The sequence below is a fragment of the Streptosporangium sp. NPDC023963 genome (genome assembly GCF_040639135.1).
Taxonomy (GTDB): domain Bacteria; phylum Actinomycetota; class Actinomycetes; order Streptosporangiales; family Streptosporangiaceae; genus Streptosporangium.
This window is the reverse complement of the sequence record NZ_JBEZZK010000004.1, coordinates 1-13,124: the sequence shown is the minus strand read 5'-3', so window position 1 is coordinate 13,124 and position 13,124 is coordinate 1. Positions and strand designations below refer to the sequence as shown.

Below are 13,124 nucleotides of genomic sequence, written 5' to 3'. Positions count from 1 at the left end.
AAGGACGGGTCGTGCTGCCTGAGGTCGAGGCGTGGCTACGCGGGCGCACCTCATCCTCGGCCGACTGGGCGCTGCCGGAGCTGCTGAGGGCCAAGGGGGGGACGACGATCAGCGTCGTGCTGCCCGCCCGCGACGAGGAGGAGACGGTCGGGGAGATCGTCGCCGCGATCCGCCGCGATCTCATGGAGGCCGTGCCGCTCGTCGACGAGCTCGTGGTCATCGACTCCCGCTCCGTCGACGACACCGCCGCCCGCGCCGCGCGGGCCGGGGCGACGGTGATCGCCCAGGACGAGGTCCTGCCCGATCTCAAACCGCTGGACGGCAAGGGCGAGGCGCTCTGGAAGTCCCTCGCCGCGACCTCCGGCGACCTGCTGGTCTTCGTCGACGCCGACCTGCGCGAGTTCCGCACCTCCTTCGTGACCGGGCTGCTCGGCCCGCTGCTCGCCGACCCGGCGGTGGTCTACGTCAAGGGCTGCTACGACCGGCCCCTGCGGAACGTGCCGAGCGGCGGCGGGCGGGTCACCGAGCTGGTCGCCCGCCCCCTGCTCAACCTGCACTGGCCGCGGCTGGCCGGGTTCGTGCAACCCCTCGCGGGGGAGTACGCCGGGCGCAGGTCCGTGCTGGAGAGCGTCCCGTTCGTCACCGGCTACGGGGTGGAGCTCGCCCTGCTGATCGACCTGCTCGAGCTCGCCGGTCTCGACGCCCTGGCCCAGGTCGACCTGGGCCGCCGGGTGCACTCCCACCAGTCGACGGAGGCGCTCGGCGGGATGGCCGCCCAGATCCTGCAGACCTCGTGGTCGCGCCTGGAACGCCAGAACATGATGGTCTCCCTGCACCGGCCCTCTCCCCGCCTGGCCCAGTTCCGCCGGGGCGCGGACGGCCACCAGGTGAGCGTCCGGGACGTCGCCGTCGCCGAACGCCCCCCGATGGTCACGATCCCGGCCTACCGTCCCGTTCGCTGACCACGACCCCGGCTCGCCTCCCGGCCGGGCGCGCCCTGCGGCCGGGACCTCGGGTGCGGGGCGGACGGTCAAGAGGCCAGCAGTGACGCGTAGCGCTCCAGGTCGACGTTGCCCCCGCTGACGATCACACCGACCCGCTTCCCGGCCAGCTCGGCGGCGAGGTTGCGGACGGCGGCCAGGCCGAGGCAGCCGGTGGGCTCGACGACGATCTTCATGACGGATCCGAAGAGCCTCATGGCGCCGACGAGTTCGGCGTCGGTGGCGGTGACGATGTCGTCGACCTCGCGGCGGATGATCTCGAAAGGGTGGGCGCCGAGGTGCTGGGTCTGCGCGCCGTCGGCGATGGTCTTGGGCGTGTCGATGTGCACGATGGAGCCTTCACGCAGCGATCGCCGCCCGTCGTCGCCCGCTTCCGGCTCGACCCCGTACAGCGCGCAGCCGGGCGACAGCGCCCGGGCCGACAGCGCCGTACCGGAGAGCAGGCCGCCCCCGCCCAGGGGGACGAAGAGCGCGTCGAGGTCGCCGACCTCGTCGAACAGCTCCTTGGCCGCGGTGCCCTGACCGGCGATCACGTGGGGGTGGTCGTACGGCGGGATCAGCGTGAAGCCGTGGTCGGCGGCCAGCGCGCGGCCGATCTCCTCCCGGTCCCCGGTGTAGCGGTCGTAGCGGACGACCTTCCCGCCGTACCCCTCGGTGGCGGCCACCTTCGAGGCCGGCGCGTCGTGCGGCATGATGATCGTGGCCGGGATGTCGAGCAGCCGGGCGGCGAGGGCGATCGCCTGGGCGTGGTTGCCCGAGGAGTAGGTGACCACGCCTGCGCGCCGCTGTTCGGGGGTGAAGCGCGACAGCGCGTTGAACGCGCCGCGGAATTTGAAGGCGCCCATCCGCTGGAAGTTCTCGCACTTGAACACCACGTCGGCGCCGACGCTCTCGTTGATGCGACGCGAGCGCAGCACGGGGGTGCGGTGGGCCTGCGGCGCGATGTGGGCGGCGGCGCTCAGGACGTCGTCGTAGGTCGGTGGCGTCGGTGACGGGGACATCGGCTGCCTCTTCTCGGTCGGCACGGCTTCGGACTCGAAGCCTGCCATCCCCGCCGGACAGCCGGTGGACCGGGCGGTGTCATGGAATCGGCTCGGACATGGCGCGCCGTCCGGTCTAGCATCAGGTCGTCCGGTGTGACAGGCAGGCGGACTCACTGTCCGGATAGTTCCGGACAGTGGTAGCGAAGCGGCGCGATTCTCTGTGCAGGTGGTGTTGTTGTGGCACTCGGTACGATTCTTCGTTTCGATGAGGTGCGCGGGTACGGTTTCATCGCCGCCGTCGGCGGCGGCGAGGATGTGTTCTTCCACGCCAATGACTTCGGCGAGAGCCGGCACGCCGTCCAGCCCGGTCTGCGGGTGGAGTACGAGGTCATGGAGGGCGAGCGCGGCCTGAAGGTCTCGACCGTCACCCTTCTGGACCCGCCGCCGGTCCGGCGGCCGGTCGCGGCGGCGTCCCCGGTCGCCACCGCCGCCCCCCAGCAGCTCGGTGACGACGACGGTGTGTGCGACGTGTTGTCGGCGAAGTCCTTCAGCGGTGCGGTGACCGAGCTGCTCATCGAGCACGCGCCCACGCTGACGGGCGCGCAGATCGGGCAGGTCAGGAGCCGTTTCCTGGCGTTCGCCCGGTCCCACGGCTGGGTCGACGACTGAGGCCGGCCGGTGTCTCCCCGGTCGGCCGGTGTCTCCCCGGCGGGCCGGCGTTTCTCCGGCGGGCTGACGTCTCCCCGGCGGGCCGGTGTCTCTCCGGTGTCTCTCCGGCGGGACGGGGCGCGGCGGGTGTGATCCGGAGCGGTGCGGCTCGCGCGTCCCGGGGGGCGCGCGAGCCGCGGTGGGCCCGGTGGCCGGGGGTCAGCCGCCGAAGGAGAACCAGTTGAGGTTGACGAAGTCGGCGGGCTGCCCGCTGCTGAAGGTGACGTAGACCGTGTGGGTCCCGGTCACCCCGCCGATGTTGGCCGGGACCGTGCGCCAGCTCTGCCAGCCCCCGGTGTTGCCGACGGCGAAGTCGCCGATCGGGGTGGCCGTCGGGCTGCCGAGGCGCACCTGGACCAGCCCGCTGACCCCTCCGGCCGCCCCGGACGCGACGCGGGCGTTGAACTGCGTGGCCGCCGCGGTGCCGAAGTTCACGCCGTCGAAGCGCAGCCAGTCACCGTTGCCGATCTGCGCGACGTTCTGCCCGCCGCCGCTGTCCGTGGTGGTCTCCAGCGACGTGCCCGACTGCGCCTGGTAGCGCTCGGCCTGGATGGTCGAGCGGGCGTCCACCCCGCCCGGAGGTGGCGTGACCGTCGGAGTGGGGGTGGAGCCGGAGCCGCTCTGCCAGACGGCCACGTAGTCGACGAGCATCGGGCGTCCCGAGACCGTGGCGGAGGTCGGGGTCGGCCCGGCCAGCGCGTTGGGGAACGCCCCGCCCATGGCCACGTTGAGCAGCAGGAAGTAGCCCTGGTGGCCGGTCATGGCGTTCCAGGTCCCGGCGTCGAACTGCGCCTGGCTGACGCTGTGGAACTGCTGCCCGTCGACGTACCAGCGCAACTGGTTCGGCGTGACGGCGCGGTCCCACTCGAAGCGGTAGGTGTGGAACGCCGACTGGCAGGAGGAGCCGGGGCAGGCCCTGCTGGCGCCGAGGCCGGTGGTCTCGTTGCAGGGGCCGCCGGGGTTCACGCCGCAGTGGAGCACGCCCCAGACGGAGTTGACGCCGTTGACGTTCTCCATGATGTCGAACTCGCCGATGCCGGGCCAGTTCCAGTAGTTGCCGCGGTAGGGCGCTCCCAGCGCCCAGAAGGCGGGCCAGTAGCCCAGGGCCGCGCTGCCGGTGACGTTGGGCATCTGCAGGCGGCTCTCGATGCGCAGGACGCGCCCGGCGGCGGGCTTGAAGTCCGCGCGGCGGGTCTCGACGCGGCCCGACGTCCACTCGCTCCCGCTCCTGATCGGGGTGATGCGCAGGTTCCCGCCGCCGTCGAGGCTCAGGTTGGCGGGACTGTCGGTGTAGCGCTGGACCTCACCGGTGCCCCAGTTGGCGGGGCCGCCCGGGTAGGCGTGGCCGGTGTCGACGATCCAGTTGGCGGACGAGGGGAGCGATCCGGCGCCGCCGTTGAAATCGTCGCTCCACACCAGGGACCACCCGGACGGAGTCGACGGTACGGAGGCGTGGGCGGTGATCGCGATCAGCGTCGGCACCAGGGCGGCGGCGATGACCGAGATCCATCCGAGAGAGCGCTTTCTTCGCGGGGGGTTGCTCATTCGGAACCTCTCACAGGGCGAACGAGAAGGACGGCCGAACGTCGCTGCAGCGTAAAGACCGATTGGTTTCACTGTTACGCGAAGGTTAAGTTTGGTCAACACCTCCGTCGGAAAAAGCCTGAGAGCGCTCTCAAAGCCCGGCCGCGAGGTCAGGGGGAGTCCGCCTCGCGTCGCGGAACGGGTGCGGGACGGCGTGGCTCACAGTCCCTGACGCTCTTTGGTTGGATGCGCGTCGAAGTTCTGTTCATATGGGACAAAAGCGGCTACTCTCGACGGGAATTGACCTTGAGCGGTCGGGATCGCCCGCGGTTTCCAGGGCCAGTGGGCCTTTCCGGTGGAGAGCAGAGGTGGCGATGGCGCGCTGGTTGGGTCAGCTGCTCGTGCTGGCCGTCGTCGCCGGCGTCGCGCTGACCGCCCTCGCGACGCCCGCGTCCGCGCACGGCCAGCTCGCGATGTCGACGCCGGCCAAGGACAGCACGGTGAAAGAACCGTTGGAGTCGCTCGCGCTCTACTTCACCGAGAAGCCCGCCCCGAACGCGTACTTCACCGTCACCACCCCCAGCGGTGCCCGCGTCGACGAGCCGTGGTCGCACGGGCAGCCCAAGCGCCTCGACGAGCCGGTCACGGAGTACAACCTCGTGGACGGCACCTGGCAGCCGAACCTCTACCACACCGGGTTCCCGGCGATGGTCCCGGTCGCGTACTGGCCGGAGCAGGGCCTGTACGTCGCCCGTTACATGTCGGTCGCCTCGGACGGCGAGAAGGTCACCGGAGAGGTCAAGTTCACCTACAAGGGCAAGACGTCGGGACCGCCCAAGGGCTGGAAGGCCCCCGTGAACGAGCCCGACCCCGCGCTGCTCAACCCCGCGGAACCCGGCGCCGCCGGACCGTCGGCCGGAGCGGCCGCGCCCGTCACCCCCCAGGCCACGCCTCAGACCACGCCGCAGGCCGCGGCGTCGAACGCGCCCCAGGCCGCCTCGGGCCTCGACCTGTCGGTGTGGCTGCTGCCCGCCGTCCTCGTCGTCGGGGTGGGGTTCATGGTGGTCCGGGCGGCACGGCGGCCGTCGCCCCGCGGCGCGCAGGTCCGGCGGCGTCCCACCGGCCCGCCCGCGCGAACGCCCCCGGGCCGGCCCGCGACCGCGTCGCGCAAGGCGAAGGGCGCCAAACCGGTCAAGACCGCCAAACGGCGCTGACCGGCCCGTCCCCGGCCCCGCCGGCGCCGCCCCCCGTACCGATTCGCCGTCCCCGCCGCCAGGCCGGCCCGCCGCCTCCGCGCCGGCCTGACACCCCCACCCCAGGAGAACAGCCATGACGCCCCCCCTTGCCCGCCGCCGCCCGCTGCTCGCCGCGCTCATGCTCGGCGTGACCATGCTGACGGCCCTGCTGACGGCCACGGCCTGCGGCTCGCCCAGCGCGGCCCCCGGCGCCTCGACGGTCAAGGAGATCGCGGTGACCATCGCCGGACGGCAGGTGACGCCCCCGCCCGGACGGATCGACGTGGCCAAGGGCCAGACGGTACGGATCACGGTGACCGGTGACGCGGCCGACGAGGCGCACGTCCACGGCTACGACAAGGCGGCGGACCTGAAGCCGGGCACCCCCGCGACGATCGAGTTCGTCGCCGACCAGGACGGGCTGTTCGAGGTCGAGACCCACCACTCGAAGCTGCAGCTCTTCCAGCTCGTGGTGCGTTAGGCCGGCGTGATGTTCCTGGCTCACGGCATCGGCGGTCGCCAGGATCTGCCGATCCCCTTCGAGGCCGCGCTGACCGGCGCGATCCTCGCCCTGCTGGTGTCGTTCGTGGCGCTGGGCGCCCTGTGGACCGAGCCGCGGCTGGGCGGTGACCTCCGCCGTCCCCGCCCGCTGGCCTCCCTGGTCCAGGGGGTGGTGTCCGCGCGGGCGTGGCCGTGGTTCTGGCGCGTCGCCGGGCTCGTCGCCGCGGCGTACTTCTGCGTGGGCCTGCTCTTCGGCCCGGACAAGGTCGAGAACCCCACGGCGGGGGTGTTCTACGTCCTGTTCTGGGTCGGCCTGGTGCCGCTCTCGCTGCTGTTCGGGCCGGTGTGGCCGGTCCTCAACCCGCTGCGGACGCTGCACCTGCTGGCCTGCCGGGGGCTCGGACGCGATCCCGGCACCGGGCTGCGCCCGCTGCCGGGCGGGCTCGGCTACTGGCCCGCCGCCGGTGGTCTCCTCGCCTTCGTCTGGCTGGAACTCGTCGCCCCCGAGCGGGCCACCCTGCCCGTCATCGGGACCTGGCTCGCCGTGTACGTCGTGTTCATGCTCGGGGGAGCGGTGCTCTTCGGGTCGCGCTGGTTCGACCACGCGGACGCGTTCGAGGTCTACAGCACCCTCGTCGGCCGGCTCGCGCCGGTGGTGAGAGGTCCCGACGGCGTCGTGACCTGGCGCAACTCGCTGGACGGGATGGCAGGGCTGCGGCCGGTGCCGGGGCTGACGGTGCTGGTGGTGGTGCTCCTGGGCTCCACCATGTACGACAGCCTCTCCAACGCCCCGGTCTGGGTGCGCTTCGTGCAGGAGAGCGCGGTGCCGGCCCCGGTCATGGGGACGGTGGGCCTGCTCGTCGTCATCGGCCTGGTGCTCGCGGCCTACCGCGGCGCGACCTCGCTGGCCGGCAGGTGGGGCGCGGCGGAGCCGGGCACGACGGCGGGCGAGCTCGCCCACGCGGTGGTCCCGATCGCCGTCGGGTACGTGGTCGCCCACTACTACACGCTTCTCCTCCTCGAAGGGCAGCGGACCCTCGCCCTGCTCTCCGATCCGCTGGTCACCGGCGCCGACTGGCTGGGCACCGCGGGGTGGACCGTCCAGGCGATCGGCACCTCCCCGGCCGGGATCGCCATGCTCCAGGTGACGGTCATCGTCGTCGGTCACGTGCTCGGCACCGTGCTCGCCCACGACCGCGCGCTGGCCCTGTTCCCGCGGCGGACCGCCGTCATCGGGCAGATTCCGCTCCTCGTCCTGATGGTGGCCTACACGGTGGTGGGCCTGCTTCTCCTCTTCGCGGGCTGACCGGCCCTGCCACCGGACCGGCCCTGCCACCGGCCCTGCCACCGGTCCTGCCTGCCGACCGGTCCTGCCCGCCGGACCGGTCGGCTACCGGACCCGCCCGGCGAGGGCGGGGGCCGGGAGCGGGGCGGGGGCGGCGGTCATCAGGGTCAGCCGGTGGGTCTTGAGGATCTCGCGGATCGGCTGGAAGTAGGTGACGCCACCCGTGCCGTTCGGGGTGCAGTCGCCGGAACCGCCGGAGGTGACCCCCTGGGCCTGGTCGATCGAGACGAGGGCGCCGCCGGAGTCGCCGCTCTCCGAGCAGACGCTGGTACGGGTCATCTCGAAGATTTTCCCCATGGGGTACACGACACTGACGTCGCGCTGCAGGATGAGGCCGCAGTGCCATCCGGTCGTGGAGCCCGACCGGCAGACCGAGGCGCCCTCGACGGCCGCCCTGGCGCCGGCGACGGGCACGGTGGTTCCCGCGCCGCCGCCGCGCACCTCCGCCGTGGGCGCCCAGCGGTCGTTCACCGCGATCCACGCGAAGTCGCTGACCGGGAAGGTCGAGGCCTGGAAGGTGCCCTGGGCGATCCGGTTGAAGCCGGTGGTGACGTCGCCCTTCCTGCCGCAGTGGCCGGCGGTGACGAACCCTCTCCGGGTCCCGCGGGTCACCGGGAAGCCGACGGAGCAGCGGTTCTCCCCGACGTAGTAGGCGTCGCCCCCCTTGAGGCCGTACGGGGGACGCTCCACGAGGTGCAGGGGACGCGGGTTCTCCTGGGAGGCCACCACGACCACCAGGTCCGTGTCCACCCCGATGGACCTGAGGACGTTCTGGGTCACCGAGGCGTGCCTGGACAGGACGACGACCTTGTTGCTCCGCACGTCGACGTACCGGACGCTTCCCCCGATCGGGCGGTCGGGCAGGGCCTCGTCGAGTTTCCGCTTGATCGCCTTGAGCGTCGCCAGCGACGCGCGGACGACCTCGGCCCTGGCGCCCGCGGAGATGATCCTCGGAATGTCGGCGGCGCTGGTGGTGGCGACCACGAGGGTCTGCGCGAGGGTTCCCGTGAGCCAGGAGCCGCCGAAGCGGCCGCCGAGCTCCTCGCGCAGCCGCTCCTCGACCGGTGCCAGCCGGATCTCGTTGCGCAGCCGGGTCTCGGCCTGACTCCTGGTGAGACCGAGGTCGCGCTGGAGCGCCTCGATGACGCCCCGCGGCAGGTTTATCGCGGGGGGAGTGCTCGCCGCCGTCCGAGGTGGGGCCACCGGGGTGAGGACCGTCGGGGCGAAGGCGGTCGGGGTCGGTGCCGGCGGGGTGGGTGCGGTGCCCGCGGGCCGGGGCGTGGTGACGGCAGGAGAAGGTGTCAGAGCAGGCGCGGGGACGTGGGCGGCGCCCGCCGCCCGGTGCGCGACGACGGCCGGGAGGGCTGTCAGGGTGAGCGCGGTGATCGCCAGGACGCTCCCCGTGGCGGCGATGTGGCTGCGGGACATGTGAGTCTCTCCTCGACCTCGGCTTCCGAAGCGTGAGGGGGGAGGTCATCCCGCGTCGCGGGCCGGCCGCGCGACAGGGGCACCGCCACCTTAGTCCAGCCGCGGCCGGTTCCGGCCGGTAAAGCCGGGCGCCACGCGGGAGGGATGATCCCGCGCCGCGGGCCGGTACCTCCAGGTCAAGGCCGGGCGCCACGCTGATCCCGGGCGGCGGGCCGGTACCTCCAGGCCAGGGCCGGCGCCCGCGCTCCCCGCGCCCGCGACGGTCGGCTCCGGTCGGGCACTTCACCGGTTCCCGGCAGCGTTCGCGAACTTCTTCGCATCGGGTCGGGTACCCGGCATCGCCCGGGAGCGTGGGCGAACGTTCGGTTTGACCGCGGGACATGGTGGAGATGAAGGGGCAGGTGGGAGGACCGGTGTGTCATCGGAGGGCCGGTGGCCGCGCCTCGCTCCCGCGAGCAGGACCGAGGGCGGCAGACATGTTCGCCCATGTTCAGTTCGCCTATGTTCAGTTCGCCTGTGTTCAGGGAGGTCGTCATGCCGCGAGACAGCCGGTTGGGCAGGTTCGGCATCTGGAGCGGGGCCTGGAGCAACGCGTCGCGCGGCGACGGCCCGGCCGACACGAGCGAGTTCGACGACGCGGTGGCCGAGCTGGACGCGCTGGGGTACGGCACCCTCTGGCTCGGCGGGAGCCCGGCCGTCGACTATGCCGTACCGGTCCTTGAGGCGGCCCCTCGCATCACCGTGGCCACCGGCATCCTCAGCATCTGGGACTACGAGGCCGCCGAGGTGGCCGCCCGGCGGGCCGCTCTCGAGCGAAGGTATCCCGGGCGCTTCGTCCTGGGGCTCGGCGTGAGCCACGAGGGCTTCACCGAGCGGTACGCGCGCCCGTACTCCGCGATGCGGGAGTATCTGGACGCGCTGGACTCCGCCGCCGAGGCGGTGCCCGCGCAGGCGCGTGTTCTGGCCGCTCTCGGCCCCAGGATGCTGGAGCTGGCCCGGGACAGGGCCGCGGGCGCGCACCCGTACCTCGTCACCGTCGAACACACGGCCCGGGCCCGCGAGATCCTGGGAGAGCACGCCCTGCTCGCCCCCGAGCTGAAGGTCGTCCTCGATCCCGACCTCGAAAGCGCCCGCGCCACCGCGCGCGGCTATCTCCGCCTCTACCTGAAGCTGCCCAACTACACCAACAACCTGCTCCGGCTGGGTTTCGAGGAGGACGACTTCCGTGACGGCGGCAGCGACCGGCTGGTGAACGCGGTGTTCGCGCTCGGGGACGCCGACGCCGTCGCCGGGAGGGCCGTGGACTTCCTGGCCGCGGGAGCCGATCACCTCGCGATCCAGGTGGTGACCGACGACCCCTTCCACGACCTGCCGCGCGACGCGTGGCGTCGCCTGGCCGGGGCGCTCCCGCTGGACGGCTGAGCACGGGCCCGCGCCGCGGTCACGCGATCCGTCACGCCCGGACCGGACCGTGTTCGACGCCGCCACACCGGACGCGGACGATGTCGCGGGTCGCGCGGATGCCCGTGACGGGACGGGAGCGCCCTGTGGCGCCCCGCGTAGGTGATCCGTCCCGCCCCGGGCCCGGTCAGCCGATGCGGAGCGGGAGCGTGCGCGGCCCGCGGACCTGACCCGTCGCCCAGGTCACCGCCGCCGGGTCGTCGAGGCTGAAGGCCGGGATCCGCTCCAGCCAGACCTCGAGGGCGACCTGCAGTTCCATGCGGGCCAGGTGCGAGCCCACGCAGCGGTGGATGCCCAGGCCGAACGCGGCGTGCCGGTTGACCTCGCGGTCGATGACGACCTCGTCCGCCCGGTCGAACTGGGCCTGGTCGCGGTTGGCCGCCGGGAACGACAGCAGGACCCAGTCGTCGGCCTTCATGTCGACGCCGCGCCAGTGCATGTCCTCCTTGACCAGCCGCGCCATCGTGACCGGCGCGTAGGCCCGGAGGAACTCCTCCATCGCGGTCGGCAGCAGGGCGGGCTCGGCGACCAGGCGCTCGCGGTCGGCCGGAGTCTTGGCCAGGTGCCACAGCGAGGCGCCGATCGCGCTCCACGTCGTGTCGATGCCGGCGATGAGCAGCAGCGCCATCGTGCCCGCCACGTGGAGCGACTCCAGCTTCCTGCCGTACAGCTCCGCGTTGACGAGGTAGGTCGTGAGGTCGTCCCGCGGGTTGTCGACGTGGTCGCGGATCTGCGCCAGCAGGTAGCTGAACAGCTTCTCCATCCGGGGGATGCGCTCCTCCGGCGGCAGGTTGATGCCCTCCAGCGCGTTCTCGACGAACTCACGGAACTGCGGCCCGTCCTCGGGCGGGAAGCCCAGCATGTCGGCGATGACGCGCGTCGGGATGTGCTGGGCGTAGTCGCGGGCGGCGTCGATGACGTCCTGCCCCTCCAGCCCGTCGATGAGCGAGTGGCAGAACGCCCGCGTCGCCGCCTCCTGCCTGGAGACCACCGTCCTGGTGAACATCGGCAGCAGCAGCTTGCGCGCGTCGTGGTGGAAGGGCGGGTCGGAGGAGATCGGCGGCGTGCCGCCCACCGGCGCCACCTCGCGCGGCGGCCGGAAGTTGCTCATGACGACCGACCGGGAGGAGAAGCGCTCGGTGTCGTAGGCGATGGCCGCGACGTCCTCGTAGCGGGTCGGCAGCCACGCGCCGCCGAACCGGTCGGTGTGCGCGATCGGGCAGCGCTGCCGCAGGTCGTCCTGGATCGGGTACGGGTCGGCCGCCCACTCCGGCTCGGTGTGGGAGAAGTCGGTCGCCCAGTCGGAGACCGGTCCGGTGATGACCTCGTTGCGCACGCCGTCAGGGCGCTCTCGCAGCCTCTCCTCGAATTCCCGCTGGTCGAAGCGGTCATCGACGGTCATGTCGCGCCTCCTGAAGGATCTCGATCGTTCTTTCCGGGCAGTTCGCCATGGCCAGGCGCGCGGTCTGCTCCTCGCCCGGGGGTACGACGCCGTCGCCGACGACCAGCCCGTAGCCCTCGTCGTCCTCGCCGAACAGGCCGGGAGCGAGGTCGTAGCAGCGACCGTGTCCCTGGCATCGCTCGGGGTCGATCCTTACTTTCACTGTGACGCTCCCCTGTGTGCTGTGGTGCCGGGGGCCGAGGTCTGTGCTGCGGTGCCGGCAGGGGCCAGGGCGGAGACGACACGGGCGAGCAACGCGGCCCACTCCCCGTCGTCGACCGGGTGCAGATCGGGTGTGACGAGCGCGCTGCCCATCGCGAGCAGCAGGCAGAAGTGCGCCAGCGCGTCCGGCGACAGCTCGCCGTCCAGCTCGCCGTCGTTCCGGGCGGCACGGATGAGCCCGGCGAGCCAGTCGGTGCGTTCGCCGACGTAGCCGCGCATCGGCCGGGCGACGTCCTCGTCGCGCCGCGCCGCCACGAGCGCCTCGACGATGAGGTAGCCGTGGGCGTCGCGCCGGCGCGGGAGCCCGCGGCCGACGACGGCCAGCAACTCCGTGATCGGCCGGTCCGGGTCGGCGGCGAACAACTTGGCCAGCAGCTGCGGCCCGTGCGCGCGCAGCGCCGCCACCAGCAGCTCGGCCTTCGAGCCGAAGTGGGCGTACAGGGCGCCGTTGCTCACCCCCGCGGCCACGGCGATGTCGGCCACGCGCGTGCCGTCATAACCGCGCTGGGCGAAGGCCTCGGCCGCCGCGCGCAGCAGCCGCTCCCGGGTCTCGGTGGCGGTGACGCCCGCGATACGCCCCATGCGCCAATTAAAAGAACGTTCATTTGATATGTCAACAATGTCGGAAGCATTTGGGATGAGTGTCTGGCACTGTCGAACTTGAGAGTTCGGCGCGGATCTTGAGAGTCGACTTGAGAGTTGGAGTTGCCCCGGTTCGATAGACACATCAGGGCTTGCGACTACGCGGCAGCATAGTCGAGGTCTTGGGCGTTCTTGAGCGCGTGTCGGCGTTCGTATTCGGCGGGGCTGAGCTGGCCGTTGGCGGAGTGACGGCGGCGCGGGTTGTAGAAGCCCTCGATGTAGCTGAACAGGGCCCGTTCGGCTTCTGACCTGGTGCGGAAGGTGCTCCGGTCAATCAGCTCGCACTCCAGCGAGGCGAAGAAGCTCTCGGTGATCGCATTGTCGAAGCACGCCCCGGTCCGGCCCGTCGACGGGCGGACACCTGCCTGCTCACAGCGCTGGCCGAAGGCAATCGAGGTGATTGACCCCCCTTGTCGCTGTGGTGAATCACCCCGGCCTCGGGGCGGCGCTGGTGCAGCGCCATCGCCAGCGCATCGGTCACCAACTCGGTGCGCATGTGCTCGGCCATCGCCCAGCCGACGATCCGGCGGGAGAAAATATCCAGCACCACCGCCAGATAGACGAAGCCCTGCCAGGTCGGCACGTACGTGATGTCGGCGGTCCAGATCCGGTTCGGCTCCTCGGCACAGAAGT

General features: G+C 72.1%; 12 protein-coding genes and 1 pseudogene. 6 read left to right on the top strand and 7 right to left on the bottom strand.

Features of this window, described 5'->3' with window-relative positions:
* Positions 1 to 11: 11 nt before the first annotated feature.
* Positions 12 to 962: a glucosyl-3-phosphoglycerate synthase gene (locus tag AB0F88_RS14590; protein WP_362682582.1), complete on the top strand. Its 951-nt coding sequence runs from the start codon at positions 12 to 14 to the stop codon at positions 960 to 962.
* A gap of 68 nt (positions 963 to 1,030) precedes the next feature.
* Here the strand turns inward: AB0F88_RS14590 and AB0F88_RS14585 are convergent, their stop codons facing one another.
* Positions 1,031 to 2,002 (bottom strand): threo-3-hydroxy-L-aspartate ammonia-lyase, encoded by a 972-nt coding sequence (locus AB0F88_RS14585; RefSeq protein WP_362682579.1) that lies wholly within the window; start codon positions 2,000 to 2,002, stop codon positions 1,031 to 1,033.
* 219 nt (positions 2,003 to 2,221) lie between these two features.
* Here AB0F88_RS14585 and AB0F88_RS14580 point away from each other — a divergent pair, with 219 nt between their 5' ends.
* On the top strand, positions 2,222 to 2,653 hold the full coding sequence (locus tag AB0F88_RS14580) for a cold shock domain-containing protein (RefSeq protein WP_362682576.1): 432 nt from the start codon (positions 2,222 to 2,224) through the stop codon (positions 2,651 to 2,653).
* 198 nt (positions 2,654 to 2,851) lie between these two features.
* On the opposite strand, the gene AB0F88_RS14575 is transcribed toward AB0F88_RS14580, so the two are convergent.
* Positions 2,852 to 4,237, bottom strand: coding sequence for a glycoside hydrolase family 16 protein (locus tag AB0F88_RS14575; protein WP_362682573.1), 1,386 nt, complete (start codon positions 4,235 to 4,237; stop codon positions 2,852 to 2,854).
* A gap of 353 nt (positions 4,238 to 4,590) precedes the next feature.
* On the opposite strand from AB0F88_RS14575, the gene AB0F88_RS14570 reads away from it, so the two are divergent.
* The 3 genes from AB0F88_RS14570 (at position 4,591) to AB0F88_RS14560 (ending at position 7,258) form a co-directional block, all read left to right on the top strand.
* Entirely contained in the window at positions 4,591 to 5,430 is an 840-nt protein-coding gene (locus tag AB0F88_RS14570; RefSeq protein ID WP_362682570.1) for a copper resistance protein CopC, read from the top strand.
* Positions 5,431 to 5,545: 115 nt separating this feature from the next.
* Positions 5,546 to 5,932, top strand: a complete 387-nt coding sequence (locus tag AB0F88_RS14565; RefSeq protein WP_362682567.1) for a hypothetical protein — start codon at positions 5,546 to 5,548, stop codon at positions 5,930 to 5,932.
* Between the two features lie 9 nt (positions 5,933 to 5,941).
* On the top strand, positions 5,942 to 7,258 hold the full coding sequence (locus tag AB0F88_RS14560; RefSeq protein WP_362682564.1) for a hypothetical protein: 1,317 nt from the start codon (positions 5,942 to 5,944) through the stop codon (positions 7,256 to 7,258).
* An 84-nt stretch (positions 7,259 to 7,342) separates the two neighbouring features.
* Here AB0F88_RS14560 and AB0F88_RS14555 read toward each other — a convergent pair whose 3' ends face one another.
* Positions 7,343 to 8,725, bottom strand: a complete 1,383-nt coding sequence (locus AB0F88_RS14555) for a S1 family peptidase (RefSeq protein WP_362682561.1) — start codon at positions 8,723 to 8,725, stop codon at positions 7,343 to 7,345.
* A 534-nt stretch (positions 8,726 to 9,259) separates the two neighbouring features.
* On the opposite strand from AB0F88_RS14555, the gene AB0F88_RS14550 reads away from it, so the two are divergent.
* The gene (locus tag AB0F88_RS14550; protein ID WP_362682558.1) at positions 9,260 to 10,147 is read left to right on the top strand and encodes an LLM class F420-dependent oxidoreductase; all 888 of its coding nucleotides are present in this window, start codon (positions 9,260 to 9,262) and stop codon (positions 10,145 to 10,147) included.
* Positions 10,148 to 10,313: 166 nt separating this feature from the next.
* Here AB0F88_RS14550 and AB0F88_RS14545 read toward each other — a convergent pair whose 3' ends face one another.
* The 4 genes and pseudogenes from AB0F88_RS14545 to AB0F88_RS14530 all read right to left on the bottom strand — a co-directional run.
* On the bottom strand, positions 10,314 to 11,588 hold the full coding sequence (locus tag AB0F88_RS14545; RefSeq protein WP_362682555.1) for a cytochrome P450: 1,275 nt from the start codon (positions 11,586 to 11,588) through the stop codon (positions 10,314 to 10,316).
* Positions 11,575 to 11,790, bottom strand: coding sequence for a ferredoxin (locus AB0F88_RS14540; protein WP_362682552.1), 216 nt, complete (start codon positions 11,788 to 11,790; stop codon positions 11,575 to 11,577). Before AB0F88_RS14540 ends, AB0F88_RS14545 begins: the two co-directional genes overlap by 14 nt.
* Entirely contained in the window at positions 11,787 to 12,431 is a 645-nt protein-coding gene (locus AB0F88_RS14535) for a TetR/AcrR family transcriptional regulator (protein ID WP_362682549.1), read from the bottom strand. The genes AB0F88_RS14540 and AB0F88_RS14535 overlap by 4 nt, the downstream gene beginning before the upstream one ends.
* 158 nt (positions 12,432 to 12,589) lie before the next feature.
* A pseudogene (locus AB0F88_RS14530) lies at positions 12,590 to 13,124 on the bottom strand (IS3 family transposase); the annotation flags it as partial.

What these genes read in the sequence shown, in the direction of transcription:
- AB0F88_RS14585 (WP_362682579.1), bottom strand. Translation starts at nt 2,002, where the DNA reads ATGTCCCCGTCACCGACGCCACCGACCTACGACGACGTCCTGAGCGCC.
- AB0F88_RS14575 (WP_362682573.1), bottom strand. Translation starts at nt 4,237, where the DNA reads ATGAGCAACCCCCCGCGAAGAAAGCGCTCTCTCGGATGGATCTCGGTC.
- AB0F88_RS14570 (WP_362682570.1), top strand. Translation starts at nt 4,591, where the DNA reads ATGGCGCGCTGGTTGGGTCAGCTGCTCGTGCTGGCCGTCGTCGCCGGC.
- AB0F88_RS14565 (WP_362682567.1), top strand. Translation starts at nt 5,546, where the DNA reads ATGACGCCCCCCCTTGCCCGCCGCCGCCCGCTGCTCGCCGCGCTCATG.
- AB0F88_RS14560 (WP_362682564.1), top strand. Translation starts at nt 5,942, where the DNA reads ATGTTCCTGGCTCACGGCATCGGCGGTCGCCAGGATCTGCCGATCCCC.
- AB0F88_RS14555 (WP_362682561.1), bottom strand. Translation starts at nt 8,725, where the DNA reads ATGTCCCGCAGCCACATCGCCGCCACGGGGAGCGTCCTGGCGATCACC.
- AB0F88_RS14550 (WP_362682558.1), top strand. Translation starts at nt 9,260, where the DNA reads ATGCCGCGAGACAGCCGGTTGGGCAGGTTCGGCATCTGGAGCGGGGCC.
- AB0F88_RS14545 (WP_362682555.1), bottom strand. Translation starts at nt 11,588, where the DNA reads ATGACCGTCGATGACCGCTTCGACCAGCGGGAATTCGAGGAGAGGCTG.
- AB0F88_RS14535 (WP_362682549.1), bottom strand. Translation starts at nt 12,431, where the DNA reads ATGGGGCGTATCGCGGGCGTCACCGCCACCGAGACCCGGGAGCGGCTG.